13 protein-coding genes are annotated in these 13,540 nt (G+C 67.9%); 9 read left to right on the top strand and 4 right to left on the bottom strand.

Translation table 11 applies throughout. The annotated features are described in order from the left end of the window. Positions 1-476: 476 nt before the first annotated feature. Positions 477-1,961: an AAA family ATPase gene (locus ACTJJM_RS13315; RefSeq protein ID WP_010487236.1), complete on the bottom strand. Its 1,485-nt coding sequence runs from the start codon at positions 1,959-1,961 to the stop codon at positions 477-479. Between the two features lie 123 nt (positions 1,962-2,084). Between ACTJJM_RS13315 and ACTJJM_RS13310 the strand changes: the two genes are divergently transcribed. The 9 genes from ACTJJM_RS13310 (at position 2,085) to ACTJJM_RS13270 (ending at position 11,057) form a co-directional block, all read left to right on the top strand. Beyond that, on the top strand, positions 2,085-2,714 hold the full coding sequence (locus tag ACTJJM_RS13310) for a ParA family protein (RefSeq protein WP_019337593.1): 630 nt from the start codon (positions 2,085-2,087) through the stop codon (positions 2,712-2,714). A 49-nt stretch (positions 2,715-2,763) separates the two neighbouring features. After that, complete coding sequence (locus ACTJJM_RS13305) at positions 2,764-3,240, top strand: SixA phosphatase family protein (protein WP_005407539.1); 477 nt, start codon at positions 2,764-2,766, stop codon at positions 3,238-3,240. A gap of 4 nt (positions 3,241-3,244) precedes the next feature. After that, positions 3,245-3,862 (top strand): YceI family protein, encoded by a 618-nt coding sequence (locus tag ACTJJM_RS13300; protein ID WP_043400783.1) that lies wholly within the window; start codon positions 3,245-3,247, stop codon positions 3,860-3,862. Then, positions 3,859-5,910 carry a phospholipase D family protein gene (locus tag ACTJJM_RS13295; protein WP_010487229.1) on the top strand — a complete coding sequence of 684 codons (2,052 nt, stop codon included), beginning with the start codon at positions 3,859-3,861 and terminating at the stop codon, positions 5,908-5,910. The genes ACTJJM_RS13300 and ACTJJM_RS13295 overlap by 4 nt, the downstream gene beginning before the upstream one ends. 10 nt (positions 5,911-5,920) lie before the next feature. Next, positions 5,921-6,355: a hotdog fold thioesterase gene (locus tag ACTJJM_RS13290; RefSeq protein ID WP_440865747.1), complete on the top strand. Its 435-nt coding sequence runs from the start codon at positions 5,921-5,923 to the stop codon at positions 6,353-6,355. Between the two features lie 120 nt (positions 6,356-6,475). Further along, on the top strand, positions 6,476-7,267 hold the full coding sequence (locus ACTJJM_RS13285) for a lysophospholipid acyltransferase family protein (protein ID WP_019337597.1): 792 nt from the start codon (positions 6,476-6,478) through the stop codon (positions 7,265-7,267). Between the two features lie 52 nt (positions 7,268-7,319). Beyond that, positions 7,320-8,309 carry a YheT family hydrolase gene (locus ACTJJM_RS13280; protein WP_029380138.1) on the top strand — a complete coding sequence of 330 codons (990 nt, stop codon included), beginning with the start codon at positions 7,320-7,322 and terminating at the stop codon, positions 8,307-8,309. Between the two features lie 56 nt (positions 8,310-8,365). After that, positions 8,366-10,435: a tetratricopeptide repeat protein gene (locus ACTJJM_RS13275; protein ID WP_191863331.1), complete on the top strand. Its 2,070-nt coding sequence runs from the start codon at positions 8,366-8,368 to the stop codon at positions 10,433-10,435. 10 nt (positions 10,436-10,445) lie between these two features. Next, positions 10,446-11,057, top strand: a complete 612-nt coding sequence (locus ACTJJM_RS13270) for a YbhB/YbcL family Raf kinase inhibitor-like protein (protein ID WP_043400774.1) — start codon at positions 10,446-10,448, stop codon at positions 11,055-11,057. A gap of 132 nt (positions 11,058-11,189) precedes the next feature. On the opposite strand, the gene ACTJJM_RS13265 is transcribed toward ACTJJM_RS13270, so the two are convergent. From ACTJJM_RS13265 to ACTJJM_RS13255, 3 genes are all read right to left on the bottom strand, one after another. After that, positions 11,190-11,639, bottom strand: coding sequence for an META domain-containing protein (locus tag ACTJJM_RS13265; protein ID WP_019337127.1), 450 nt, complete (start codon positions 11,637-11,639; stop codon positions 11,190-11,192). 129 nt (positions 11,640-11,768) lie between these two features. Then, entirely contained in the window at positions 11,769-12,596 is an 828-nt protein-coding gene (locus tag ACTJJM_RS13260) for an META and DUF4377 domain-containing protein (RefSeq protein ID WP_010487212.1), read from the bottom strand. A gap of 73 nt (positions 12,597-12,669) precedes the next feature. Continuing rightward, positions 12,670-13,464 (bottom strand): undecaprenyl-diphosphate phosphatase, encoded by a 795-nt coding sequence (locus ACTJJM_RS13255; RefSeq protein ID WP_049454262.1) that lies wholly within the window; start codon positions 13,462-13,464, stop codon positions 12,670-12,672. Between the last annotated feature and the right edge of the window lie 76 nt (positions 13,465-13,540).

Genomic DNA, 13,540 nt, shown 5'->3' with positions numbered 1-13,540 from the left:
GCAGGACACGCCGTAAACCCGTCCATGGGGGCTCGATGGCGCCATCCATGGCGCCAACGGACCTGCCAACCCACACCGCCCCGCCTCCGACAGTTCCCTGCTGCTGGTAGGTGTCGACCTTGGTCGACACGGTAGATCCACGCCATGCGTGGATGAATCTGTATCGGAATCGACTATTCGATATCTGATCGAAGAGCAGCCGAGCGTGGGCTCGGCTCTACAGAAGGCGGCCAACCAACCGGCTTTTGCTTTTGCTTCTGCTTTTCTTTTTTCTTTTCCGTGGCGGACGCACTCGGAAATTGTCAGAGGCCGGGCGGGGTGGGTTCGCGGGGGTGTCCGCGGCATGGATGTCGCGGCCAAGCCCCCATGGACGGGTTGACGGCGTCCCCCGCGAATCCATCCCGCCCGGCCAAGCGCGGCTTTTGATGTTCACGGTCAACCAGCCGCCACGAGGGGCTGCGCCGTTCGCTGGAAACTCAATCGTCCGCGGAAACCGTGCGCCCCGACGCCCACGCCCGTAGTGCCTCCACCTGCTCGGCCATCAGCACCGACAGCGGCCGCGTCGCACGGATCTCGTTCATCAGCAGCTCGGTGTCCAGCGGCCGGCCCTCGGCATGCGCCGCATACAGGCCGGCGACGATCGCCTGCTCGATCTCGGCGCCGGAGAACCCATTGGCGGCCGCCGCCAGCGCGGGCAGTGCGAAGTCGTCGGCGTTGAGCTGGCGCCGGCCCAGGTGCAGCCGCAGCAGTTCCACGCGCACGTCAGGCGAGGGCAGGTCGACGAAGAAGATCTCGTCGAAGCGGCCCTTGCGCAGCAGTTCGGCAGGCAGCTCGTGCACCTGGTTGGCAGTGGCGACGATGAACACCGGCGCCTTGCGCTCGGCCATCCAGGTCAGCAGGTAACCGAGCACGCGGCGTGACACGCCGCCGTCCTCGCCACCGCTGGCCAGGCCCTTCTCGATCTCGTCCATCCACAGCACGCAGGGCGCCAGCTGCTCGGCCGAGGCCAGCGCCTGGCGCAGGTTCGCCTCGGTCTCGCCGTGGTACTTGTTGTACAGCGCGCCCACGTCCAGGCGCAGCAGTGGTACGCCGAAGCCGGCGGCGGTGGCCTTGGCCAGCATCGACTTGCCGCAGCCCTGTACGCCCAGCAGCAGCATGCCGCGCGGCGGGTCCAGCCCGGCCGGGGCCGAACCGGCAATGAAGGCCACGCGGCGCTGGTTGATCCAGCGCTTGAGCCGGTTGGCACCGGCCACATCGCCGAAGCGCGCGCTGTCGTGCTCGAAGAACAGGTGGCCGCTGCGGTTGAGCAGCTCGAACTTCAGCCGTGCCAGCTGTGGCAGGTCGTCGTCGCGCAGCGCGCCATCGGCGTAGATCAGCTGGCGGGCGATGCGCCGGGCATCGACCAGGCTCAGGCCCTGCAGGTTCTTCAGGATCTTCTTCACCGCCTCGCTGTCGACTTCAACCCGGCGGCCGCCATGCTCACGCGCATAGGCGTCGGCCTCTTCGCGCAGCATCTTCAACAGGGCGTTGGCATCGGGCAGGCGCGGGTTGAAGCGCACCGCCAGTGCTTCCAGCTCGGCCGGCAGCTCCACCTTGGCACCAATCAGCACCAGCACATGCGGCTCACTGTGGCGGCGCTGGATCAGGTCGCGCAGGGCGCGCTGGTGACTGGCATAGCCCAGGTAGGGATGGAAATCGAGCAGCAGGTAGACCCCGCGCTGCTCCGCCTGGCGGATCATCTGCAGGGCCGCGCTGGCGTCGGGCGGCCCGACCGGCGGGTCTTCGCTGTCCAGGTCGATCCGGCGCAGGCCCTCGGTGATCGACCAGCGGTGCAGCGCCCGCCATACGTGCATCAGCGTCTGCCGGAACAGCTCGACGATGCGACCCTCGTCCTGGGTCTCGATGACGATCAGTGGGGTGTTGGCGCGGATCAACGCGCTCAGATCCTGCAGTTCGCTCATGCCGGTTCGATCCTTCGGGGGCGCCACGATAGCAAAGGCGATGGCCGCTGGTTCAGCACGACGCTACCTCCCGTCACCATCGCCGGTGTACGCTCGGGGCACGTACCCGGAAGCGAGGCTGGCATGAAGACGATCCTGGTGGCCGGTTCCAAGGGCGGGGTGGGCAAGACCACCGTCGCCACCCACCTGGCCGCGTACGCGGCATTGCAGGGCAAGGCCACGGTGATTGCCGATGCCGACCCGCAGGGCTCCAGCACCCGCTGGGCACAACGCCGTGCCGGGCTGGAAAGTGCGGTGCTGCCGATCGATGTGTATCGGAAGAAGCAGTGGGCGCAGAAGCTGCCCGATGGCACCGACACCGTCATCATCGACGCGCCGGCCGGTGCCCTGGCTGACGATATTCCTCATTTCCTCGACGCTGCCGACGCGGTGGTGGTACCGGTGCTGCCCTCGGCGCTGGACATCGAAGCGATCGTCGGCTTCCTCAACAGCCTGGCCCGGAACCCGCGCGTGCACAGCCGCAAGCTGCCGGTGGGGCTGGTGCTCAACCGTACCAAGCCATGGACCCAGACCTCGCAGCAGGCGCTGCAGATGCTGGGTGAATGGCCGTACCCGGTGGTCGCGCAGCTGCGCGACAGCCAGAGCTACGTGGTCATGACCGGCCTTGGCCGCAGCCTGTTCGACTACCGCTCGGCCCAGGTGCGCGAGCACCAGGCCGACTGGGAGCCGCTGCTGTCCTGGCTCAAGCTTTGATGCCTGCATCACTCTTTCTGCTGCATCCTCTTCTTCATGGAAACCCGCGATGCGTGAATTGATCCTGCTGCGCCATGCCCATGCCGAACCGGCGACCCCCGGCCAGGCCGACCTCGACCGGCCGTTGTCGCCGGTGGGGCTCGCCGAAGCCGAAGCCGCCGGCAAGTGGCTGAAGGAGAACAACCTGCTGCCGGACTGCGTGCTGTGCTCACCGGCGCGGCGCACCCGGGAAACCCTGGAAGCCGTGCTCGGCACCATCGGCTACGTCGAGAAGCGCCTGGAAGATCGTATCTACGAGGCCACCCCTGGCACCCTCGCTGCGCTGGTGGACGACCGCCGTGACCTCGACCGGGTGCTGATCGTCGGCCATAACCCCGGCCTGGAGCGCCTGGTGGCGTTGATGACGGAAGGCACCAGCAGCGACTATCGCGGCATGCCGCCGGCTGGCATTGCCGTGCTCGGGTTCCCGCGCGAGGCCTCGATCGAGCCGGGCGTGGCCAGCCTGAACGCGTTCTGGTGGCCGTGATCCAATGAGCCTGGCGCGGCGCAGCCGCTTTCTGCTGCCCGTGCTGCTGGTTTCCGGCGCGGCCTGGGCTGCCGCGCCACCGCCAACGCCCCTGCCGCCGGTGGTTGCCGAAGCGCACCGGGTCCTGCGCCTGGATACCCAACGCTCGCAGATCGGTTTCGAGGTGCGCACCCGCTTCGGACAGCGCATCGAGGGCCTGTTCCCGCACTTCGAAGGTCGCATCGAGGTCCTCTCCGATGGCCGCCACCAGGTGCACCTGAAGATGTTCACGCGCTCGGTCGAGATCCCCGGCAAGGCGCGCTACACCGGCTGGATGCGCGGCGAGGAGTTCTTCGACGCGGGCCGCCACCCGGTGGTCGAGTTCGACTCGCTGCCGTACTGGCCGGAGACCGTGGAAGACGGGGGCGACATCAACGGGCGGCTGACCCTGCGCGGGATCAGCCACCCCGAGACACTGAAGGTCGAGAAGGCGGAGTGCGCCCGACCCGGCTATGATTGCGACGTCGTCAGCCGCGGTACCGTGCAGCGAGGCCGGTATGGAATGGACAGCTGGCAGCTTGCCTTGAGTGACCGAGTGACCTTCGTATTGCGAGCGCGCCTGAGCGAGGCGCCGAAACCGTGAACCTCCTGCTGCGTGTACTGGCGCTGGCAACCGTGTTGCTGGGCAGCGGTTGTGCATCGCTGTCCACTGCCGAGCGCGACCGTGCCGAGGCCATCGCCGTGCAGGCGCGATCGACCCAGGTCGACTGCCAGCGCGCCGACCGCTGCGCGCAGGACTCGCCGCTGCGTGCGCTGGCCGGCCGGGCGTTCACCGAATCCACCCCGGAGCAGCCGCGCCACTACGCCACCCTGCTGGACGAGGGGGAGGGCGCCCTGGTGGCGCGCCTGAACCTGCTGCGCAGTGCCACCCGCAGCATCGACCTGCAGACCTACATCTTCGACAAGGACGACAGCGCGCGGCTGGTCATCGACGAACTGCTGGCCGCGTCGCGGCGCGGGGTGAAGGTGCGGGTGCTGATCGACCAGCTCTCGGCGATTTCCGACCTGCAGATCCTTGGCGCGTTGTCCGGTGCCCACCAGAACTTCCAGCTGCGGGTCTACAACCCGACCTTCGGCAAGGCCCGGCTGAACTACTTCGACTACGCCGGCAGCGTGCTGTGCTGCTTCCGCCGGTTCAACCAGCGCATGCACAACAAGCTGCTGGTGATCGACGATGCGATCGGCGTGGTCGGCGGCCGCAACTACCAGGACGACTATTACGACTGGGACCGCGAGTACAACTTCCGCGACCGCGACGTCATGATCGCCGGCCCGGAAGCGCGCGCGATGGCGGCCAACTTCGATGCGTTCTGGCGCGCCCACCGCAGCGTGCCGGCCGAGCGCCTGAATGACGTGGGCCGCACCCTGCTGCGCGAGGGCGTGCCGGTGCTGCCACCGGCCACCTTCCGCCGCCCCGAGCGGGTGCAGCGGGTCAGCGCCGAAGCCAATGACATGGACTTCGTCACCCGTTCCTTCGTGGATACCGCGCTGCCGGTGGCCTCGGTGCGCTACGTCGCCGACCTGCCGCGCAAGCACCGCCGCGAGAAAGCCGATGCCCCGCTGGCCGGCCAGCACGTGACCGAGCCACAGCTGGATGCACTCATTGCCGGTGCGCAGAAGGAAGTGATCCTGCAGACCCCGTACCTGGTGCTGTCCAAGCCGGCGCAGAAGCTGTTCCGTGAGCTGCGCAAGCGCCCGCAGCCGCCGCGCGTGGTGGTGTCGAGCAACAGCCTCGCGGCCACCGACAACCCGATCGTGTATGCGCTGTCGTACAAGTACAAGCGGCGCAACATGCGCGAACTGGGCTTCAACATCTTCGAATACAAGCCGTTCCCGCTGGATGCACCGGTCGACTACCGCAACCTGCTGCCTGATCCGATCGCCGCGCCCGCGGGCGACGACGACGGCGGGCGCAATCCGCTGATTGGCGGCAGCGCCGCTGGCAGCAATGCCGGCGGTGGCAGCGATGGGGATCTGGCCGCGACCCGCAGGCAGGTACCGGTGAACCATCCGCGTACCGGCAGCGCCTACCAGAACGCCCGCGAACGCCGTCGTGCCGCTGGCAGCGAAGTGGAAACGCGCCTGCTGCGTACCGAGACGCGTCCGTCGTTCCTGGGCAGCAAGGCGGTCAACAAGCCGTTGCCGGTCACCCGCAAGGGTGCCCGCATGGGCCTGCACGCCAAGTCGCTGGTGGTCGACCGCCGCATCGGCGTGGTCGGCACCCACAACTTCGATCCGCGCAGCGAGAACTACAACACCGAAGGCGCGGTGATCATCGACGATCCGGTCTTCGCCGAGCAGCTGGCCGAGAGCATCCTGCGCGATACCCATCCGCAGAACTCGTGGACGGTGGCGCCGCGGGCCAAGCCGCCGGTGCTGTCGGGCCTGAACTACAGCGTCGGCAAGGCCTCCGAAGCGCTGCCGATTCTCGACTTCTGGCCGTGGCGCTATGCCACCGACTACGAGTTCAAGCCCGGCCCGGACTGCCCGCAGCCACTGCCACGGCAGGACCCGGATTTCCATCGCTGCTACGTTGCCGTCGGCGACTTCCCCGAAGTCAATGTCGGCCCGAAGTGGCTGCTGGTGCGCATGCTGACCGCATTCGGTGCCGGCCTCGTTCCCATTCTCTGAAGGTGCCCGCATGACCCAGGTGTTCCGCGAAGCTGTTTCCATCGAGCAGCTCAATGCGCTCAGCCGCAATACGGCGATCAAGTCGCTGGGCATCGTCTTCAGCGCCGCGGGCGAAGACTGGCTGCAGGCCACCATGCCGGTGGACGAGCGCACCCGGCAGCCCTACGGCATCCTGCACGGCGGTGCCTCGGTGGTGCTGGCCGAGACCCTGGGCAGCAGCGCCGGCAACCTGTGCGTGGATACCGCAAAGCAGATCTGCGTGGGCCTGGAAATCAACGCCAACCATGTGCGTGCGGTGCGCTCGGGGACTGTCACCGGCACCGCGCGCGCGCTGCACGTGGGCCGCAGTACCCAGTTGTGGGAAATCCGCATCGAGGACGAGCAGGGCCGGCTGGTGTGCATCTCGCGGCTGACCCTGGCGGTGGTGGCCGCCGGCCACGGTTGAGCCCCCATCGGGCGTGTTGACGGCGGCAGAACCCAGCGTTCCCCGCCGATTGCCCCGGTCAATGGCGGTTATGGCCTAAATCGGCTGGCAGCTGCCGCGGCGCTCCGGTATCGTGCGCGGATGACTTCCCCCACTCCGGCCCCCCGTGGCGGCGTGGCGCGTGTGTGCCGTTACCTGTACCGCGTACCGCTGCTGTTGGTCCACATCACCGTGTTCCTGCCGCTGATCCTGATCGGCATGCTTCCGCCGTGGGGCGAGCTGCGCGTGGGCGAGGATACCTTCGGCGCGAAGGTGGTGAACTGGTGGCAGGGCGGGCTGATGTGGATCTTCGGCTTCCGCCTGTCACGGGTGGGCCAGCCCTTACCCGGTGCCGTTCTGTTCGTCGCCAACCACGTCAGCTGGGTCGACATCTCCATCCTGCACAGCCAGCGCATGATGGGCTTCGTTGCCAAGCGCGAGATCGCCAGCTGGCCGTTGGTGGGTTGGCTCGCCGCGCGCGGCCAGACCATCTTCCATCAGCGTGGCAACACCGAATCGCTCGGTGGGGTGATGCAGGTGATGGCTGATCGCCTGCGTGCCGGCAAGGCGGTCGGCGTGTTCCCGGAAGGGCGCACCCGCGGTGGCCACGAAGTGGGGCCGTTCCATGCCCGCATCTTCCAGGCCGCGGTTGAAACCGGCGTGCCGGTGCAGCCGGTGGCGCTGGTGTACGGGATGAAGGGCGACGCACAGACCATCGTCGCGTTCGGCCCGGGCGAGAGTTTCGCCGCCAATTTCCTGCGCCTGCTGGGTGAGCCGGCGCGGCATACCGAAGTGCATTTCCTGGAGCCGATCGGTACCCAGGACCTGGAAGGCCGTCGACGCATCGCGGAAACCTCGCGCGCGCGCATCGTGGCGGCCATGAGCACGCAGTGAGGGTGCGGTGGCCCTGATACCGCCACCTGTCCTGGACGCCGGTACGCCGACGCTGCATGCGGCTGACTATCAGCCGCCGCGTTGGCTGCGCAATCCGCACCTGCAGTCGATGCTCAGTTCCAGCCGCATGCGCCTGCAGCGCGGCCTGCTGCTGCTGGCGGCCACCGGTGCAGTCAGCGAAGAGCTGATCCTCGATGGCGGTGATGGCGTGCGCCTGCAGGGCTGGCACAGTCATGTCGAAGGCCGCGAGCCGAAGGGTGTCGCGCTGCTGCTGCATGGCTGGGAAGGCAGTGCCGAATCCAGTTACATGCGCATGGCCGCCGCGCGCATGATCGAGCAGGGTTTCGACGTGGTGCGGCTGAACTTCCGCGACCACGGCAACACCCATCATCTCAATCCCGGCATCTTCCACTCCAATCTCATCGATGAAGTGGTGCACGCCGCAGGCGACATCGCCCAGCGCTGGCCGCAGCTGCCGCTGGTGGCCGCCGGCTATTCGCTGGGTGGCAACTTCGTGCTGCGCCTGGCTCTGCGTGCACCGGCCGCCGGCGTGCCGCTGCTGCGCGTGGCCTCGGTGTGCCCGGTGCTGGATCCGGCGTTGACCATGGAGAACATCGAGAACGGCCCGGCGATGTACGACTGGTACTTCCGCCGCAAGTGGGCCGGCTCGCTGCGCCGCAAGCGCGATCTGTTCCCCGAGCTGAGCGACTGCGACGACCGCGTGCTGAAACTGGACATCCGTGCACTGACCGCCTGGCTGGTCGAACGGCACACCACCTTCGGCTCGCTGCAGGCCTATTTCGATGGCTACTCGATTGCCGGTGACCGCCTGTCCACCCTGCAGGTGCCGGCCGACATCCTGATGGCGCAGGACGACCCGGTGATCCCGTACGCGACCTTCAGCGATTGGCAGCTGCCGCGCCAGGCGCACCTGGAAACCGCCTGCTGGGGAGGCCACTGCGGCTTCCTGGAAAACTGGCGGGGTGACGGCTTCTCCGAGCGCTGGGTGGCGCAGCGCCTGCAGCGGGTGCTGGCGGGCTGAACCGGCACCGGTGCGCGGACCGCTACAATGCGGGTTTGCACTTGAACCGGACCGCCATGCAAGACCAGATCATCCAAGCGTTGCGCCAGAACCAGGCCGACCAGGCCGTGCAGCTGGCCCAGGCATGGACCCGTGATGAACCCGGCCAGGCCGGCGCCCACCGCTGGCTGGCGCTTGCGCTGCAGCAGCAGGGCAAGGCCGAAGATGCCATGGAAGCCCTGCAGCAGGCGTTGCAGCTGGCACCGGACGACGCCCAGCTGCACCTGCAGCATGCTGGCCTGCTGCTGGCCCTGCGCCAGTACGAAGGCGCCGACGAAGCGCTGGCGCGCACCACCGGGCTCGACCCGAACTCCTTCTCCGCCTACCTGATGCAGGCGCACCTGGCGATCGGCCGCAACGACTTCGATGAAGCCCAGCGCCTGTCCACGCTGGCCTCGCGCGTTGAGCCGGATCACCCGGAACTGCTGACCATCGACGGCATGATCGCGCTGCGCCGTGACGATCCGGATCGTGCGCTGACGCTGCTGTCGGCGGCCAACCAGGCGCAGCCCAACGACACCCGCGTGCTGTACGCGCTGGGCTTCGCCTACCTGGGCAAGGACATGCTGGCCTTCGCCGAGCAGGCGTTCCGCCGCGTGCTGGAACTGAACCCGGCCATCAGCTCGCTGCATGGCCTGGTGGTGCAGCTGGCGCTGCGCCAGGGCAACCTGGAGGCGGCTGCCGAAGCGATGCAGATCGCCCTGCAGCAGGAAGGCATGGATACACCGTCGATGCGCCGCCTGGCCGGTGAACTGTCGCTGCGTGGTGGCCAGCCGCTGCAGGCGCTGGACCACCTGCTGCCGTTGCTGGAATCGATCCCCGACGACCGCCAGGTGCTGCAGCTGCTGCTGATGTCCTGGCAGCGCCTGGGCCGCGAAGACGAGGCCCGCGCGCGCCTGGACGCCGCCTTGGAGCAGCACCCGCAGCTGCACGACCTGTGGCTGGCGCGCCTGGCCGTGGAAGAAGTGGGCAGCCCGACCGCCGCTGCGACCGTGGAACGCTGGATGGATGCGATGCCAGGTCATCTGCCGGCCCTGGAAGCGCGCCTGCGCCTGCATGACATGGTGGGCGAACACGAACAGGCTGAAGCCATCGCCGAGCGTATCGTCAGCCTCGAACCGGGCCGCGTCAGCGGCGAAACCCGCCTGGTCGAAGGCCTGTTGCAGCGTGATCCGGTCGCCGCGATCGCCCGCGTGCAGGCGCTGATCGACAGGGCGCCGGACGGCCATCGCGCCGACCTGCGTACCTGGCTGGGTGAAATCCAGGATCGCGCTGGCCAGCCGGAACAGGCGTTGCAGACGTGGATGGCGCTGCAGGCCGACCAGGCGCCGCAGCGCCTGCCGCTGCCGCCGCAGGCCAAGGCGCCGCCGAGCTGGCCGGACAAGGGCGAGATCGACGCTGATGCCAGCTCCGCGCCGATCTTCCTGTGGGGCGCGCCGGGTTCGGGCGTGGAGCGGGTTGCGACCGGCCTGGCCGCCGCCAGCCCGGTGCTGCGCAGCGACCGTTACACCAGCAATCCGCCGGATGATGCATTCCAGAACTACCACACGCTGCAGGACCTCGCCTCCGGCGTGCTGACCCCGGAGCGCCTGGTGCAGCGCTGGCGCGAGCAGCTGCCCGTGCGCGGCGTGCAGGGTGATGCCGTCATCGACTGGCTGCTGTGGTGGGACAACGCACTGCTGTGGGCGCTGCGCCCGCAGCTGCCACAGGGGCGCCTGGTGCTGGTGCTGCGTGATCCGCGCGACATGCTGCTGGACTGGGTGGCCTACGGCGCCGCCGCACCGCTGGCGATGACCTCGCTGGCTGAAGCCAGCGAATGGCTGGCACGCGCGCTGGCGCAGGTTGCCACCCTGCACGAGGAAGATCTGTACCCGCACGTGCTGCTGCGCATCGACCAGATCGGCAACGATCCGCATGCGATGGCCGAGCTGCTGGGACGCCTGTTCGAGCGGCAGATGCCGCCGGCCGCACAGCTGGGCGCACCGCGCTTCCCGCCGGGCCACTGGCGCAACTATCGCGACGTGATGAGCGCCGCCTTTGCCAAGCTCACCCCGATTGCGGTGCGCCTGGGTTACCCGGAAGAGTAAGGAGAAGCCGATGCAACTGAGCAGCCACAGCCTGACCAACGGCGCGCCGATCGACCGCGAGTTCGCCGCTGGCGATGCCGCAGGCTTCGCGCCGGACCGCAACCCTCACCTGGCCTGGAACGGCGCGCCGGAAGGCACGCGTTCGTTCCTGCTGGTGTGCGTGGATCCGGATGTGCCGACCGTTCCGGAAATGGTCGGCCGCAGCGACATGACCGTGCCGCGCGACCAGCCGCGCTGCGACTTCGTGCATTGGGTGATGGCCGACATTCCGGCCTCGGTGCAGGAGATCGCCGCCGGCAGCTGCAGCGATGCCTTCGTGGTGAAGGGCAAGACCGCACCGGCGGGCCCGGCCGGCAGCCGCCAGGGCCTGAACGACTTCACCGGCTGGTTTGCCGGCAATCCGGACATGGCCGGTGACTATCTGGGCTACGACGGCCCGTATCCGCCGTTCAACGACGAACGCGTGCACCGCTACTTCTTCCGCGTGTTTGCGCTGGACGTGGCTTCGTTGGAGCTTCCGGCACGCTTCACCGCCGCAGATGCGTACCGTGCCATGCACGGCCACGTGCTGGCCGAAGCGGCGTTGCACGGTACCTACACATTGAATCCTGCGCTGGGTTGAGCGCGTCTGCAGGGCCGGGCCAAACCCGACTTTGCTTTCTGTAGCCATGCTCGCCTGCTTTTCGCCCAGTCGAGCATGGCTGGCCTCTATAAAGCCCCGATCGAGCCGGCTCGACCTTGCCGGCTGCACTTCTCATCTGTTTTTCAGTGGCACCGGCGCGAACACCAGCGTGTCGCCACGTGCGGTATGCAGGGTCAACGGCCCCGCGCGACCCATGATCAGTGTGGAGGCCCCCAGAATCCTGCGCTTGGCTTCGGTTTCCTGTTCGCCTTTGGCACCGAAGCATCCCTTCAGGTTCTGTTCCATGCTGCCCAACGTGAGCTGGCTGTCTTTCAACGTGTATGGGCCGCCCATGCCGTTGCACAGGTTCAGCACGTTCGCACTGGTGCCGCGGAACAACAGACCGACGGGCGGATCACTGGCGATGAACAGTGCATCCAGGCGCTTGCCGTTGCCGTCGACTGCGTGGGTGAGATGCCACTCGTATGCCTGTAGGCGTTGCAGATCGCTGGCATCACTGGCTGCCGCGAGGCCGGCAGGCGTTGTGGCCAGCAGGAGCGCGAAAATGCGGGAAAGAATCATGCCTGTCTCCTTGGCGGTTGGGTATGTAGAGTCGAGCCATGCTGGACTGCCTTCTTCCCAGCCGAGCATGGCTCTACTTCAAGGTGTCCCATGGAAGAAGGGCGACCTCGCGGCCGCCCTTCTGTTTTCTTACTTCTTCTCGATGGCCGACTCGACCACCATGTCCAGCACGTACGCCTGCGACGGCGCATCAGCCGGCGGGTTCTTCACTTCGTAGCGCTTCACGCGCACCACGTTGCGCACGCCGTCTTCGTGGGTGTAGCCCTCGATGTTGCCGTAGAAGTTCTCGAACTTGCCCGGCTCACCCTGCTTCAGGCCCTTGTCGTCGAACTTGACCTCACGCACCTGCAGGCACTGGTAGTCCGGGATCAGCGGGTGCGAGCACTTCTCGGTCTTCGCGGCCACTTCCAGGAACACGGTTTCGCCGGCGCCGCCATAGCGGGTTTCAGCGGTCGGTTCCGGGTTGAACACCAGCACGTCGCCCTTGGCGGTGGTCAGGGTCAGCTTGCCATCGGCATCCTGCTCGGCCTTCAGCTCGCCCTGCAGGCGGCTCGACACGGCCTCGTCCAGCGCCATCAGCGCCTTGTCGGTGCAGGCCATCATGGTCGAGGCCATCGCACTGACCGTCAGCTTGCCGTCGGCCAGTGTGTAGCCGCCACCCATGTGGTTGCAGGCGTTGCTGACCGACAGGCGGCCATCAGCGAAGTCCAGGGTGACCGGCTTGTCTTCGCGGGCGAACAGCGCGTCGATGCGCTTGCCGTCGGCGGCGGTGGCCTGCTGCAGCAGCCAGTGCTGGCTCTGCAGGCGCTGCGCGTCCAGGTGCGCCAGCGTCTGCTGGTCTGCTGCCTTTGCCGCGGCCGGGGCCACGTCGTCGCCGCCGGTGCCGGCCGGGGCCGGGGTCTGGCTGCAGGCGGCCATCAGGGCCAGCGGGAGGAGCAGGGTGAGCTTGCGGTTCATGGTGATTCTCCTTGGGGAACCGTGGGGGAAACGGGGTAGGGCCGACAACGGGGTTACCGTGCCCCGGCGCTGTTCAGCTGCCGGACGGCAACCACAGCAGCAGCGCCGCGCCCAGCGCGATGCGGTAAATGGCGAAGGCGGTGAACCTGTGCGACTTGATGTAGCCCATCAGCCACTTCACTACGACGAAGCCGGTGACGGCCGCGGCAAGGAAGGCCACGCCCACGTCGGCCCAGTTCTCGCTGCCCAGCTGCCCGGCCTTGGCCATCTCCAGGAAGGTGTAGGCGCTGGCGGCGAACATGGTGGGAATGCCGACCAGGAACACGAACTCGGCGGCGGCGGCGCGGCGGCTCAGGCCCAGCAGCATGGCCAGGAAGATCGCCGAGGCCGAGCGCGAGGTGCCGGGGAACACGCCGGCCACCACCTGCGCCAGGCCCACACCGATCGCCACCGTCCAGGTCACCTGGTCGCGGTCGGGCAGGCGCGCGGTATAGGCCTCCACCAGCAGCATCCAGAGGCCACCGATGATCAGTGCCCAGGCCACCGGGCTGACCGTCTCCGGCAGCGACCAGCCGGCCTTGCGCACCACCAGGCCGACCACGGCGGTGACCAGGAAGGCCGCGCCCAGCTTGAACACGTACTCGCGGTTCTCGCGCTGGTTCAAGCCGGTGGCCAGCTGCAGCAGGCGCTGGCGGAACACCAGCACCACGGCCACGATCGCGCCGGCCTGGATGACGATGTTGAAGAAGTCCGAGCGGGCACCCAGCCAGTGCTGGGCGATGAGCAGGTGGCCGGTGCTGGAGATCGGCAGGAATTCGGTCAAGCCTTCGAGGATGCCCAGCAGCAGGGCGGAGAGCAGGTCGGACATGGACAGTGCGGGCACGCGCGGCAGGAAGGAAGAAGGCCGAGAGGATAGACGATCCCTGCTGCACCAAACGGGTGCG

The organism is Stenotrophomonas sp. 22692 (assembly GCF_052045015.1).
GTDB classification, from domain to species: Bacteria; Pseudomonadota; Gammaproteobacteria; order Xanthomonadales; family Xanthomonadaceae; genus Stenotrophomonas; species Stenotrophomonas geniculata.
This window is presented reverse-complemented; position numbering and strand designations above follow the sequence as displayed.

Excerpts from the sequence above, each read along its gene's own strand:
- ACTJJM_RS13315 (WP_010487236.1), bottom strand. The coding sequence starts at position 1,961 with ATGAGCGAACTGCAGGATCTGAGCGCGTTGATCCGCGCCAACACCCCA.
- ACTJJM_RS13310 (WP_019337593.1), top strand. The coding sequence starts at position 2,085 with ATGAAGACGATCCTGGTGGCCGGTTCCAAGGGCGGGGTGGGCAAGACC.
- ACTJJM_RS13305 (WP_005407539.1), top strand. The coding sequence starts at position 2,764 with ATGCGTGAATTGATCCTGCTGCGCCATGCCCATGCCGAACCGGCGACC.
- ACTJJM_RS13300 (WP_043400783.1), top strand. The coding sequence starts at position 3,245 with ATGAGCCTGGCGCGGCGCAGCCGCTTTCTGCTGCCCGTGCTGCTGGTT.
- ACTJJM_RS13290 (WP_440865747.1), top strand. The coding sequence starts at position 5,921 with ATGACCCAGGTGTTCCGCGAAGCTGTTTCCATCGAGCAGCTCAATGCG.
- ACTJJM_RS13285 (WP_019337597.1), top strand. The coding sequence starts at position 6,476 with ATGACTTCCCCCACTCCGGCCCCCCGTGGCGGCGTGGCGCGTGTGTGC.
- ACTJJM_RS13275 (WP_191863331.1), top strand. The coding sequence starts at position 8,366 with ATGCAAGACCAGATCATCCAAGCGTTGCGCCAGAACCAGGCCGACCAG.
- ACTJJM_RS13270 (WP_043400774.1), top strand. The coding sequence starts at position 10,446 with ATGCAACTGAGCAGCCACAGCCTGACCAACGGCGCGCCGATCGACCGC.
- ACTJJM_RS13265 (WP_019337127.1), bottom strand. The coding sequence starts at position 11,639 with ATGATTCTTTCCCGCATTTTCGCGCTCCTGCTGGCCACAACGCCTGCC.
- ACTJJM_RS13260 (WP_010487212.1), bottom strand. The coding sequence starts at position 12,596 with ATGAACCGCAAGCTCACCCTGCTCCTCCCGCTGGCCCTGATGGCCGCC.
- ACTJJM_RS13255 (WP_049454262.1), bottom strand. The coding sequence starts at position 13,464 with ATGTCCGACCTGCTCTCCGCCCTGCTGCTGGGCATCCTCGAAGGCTTG.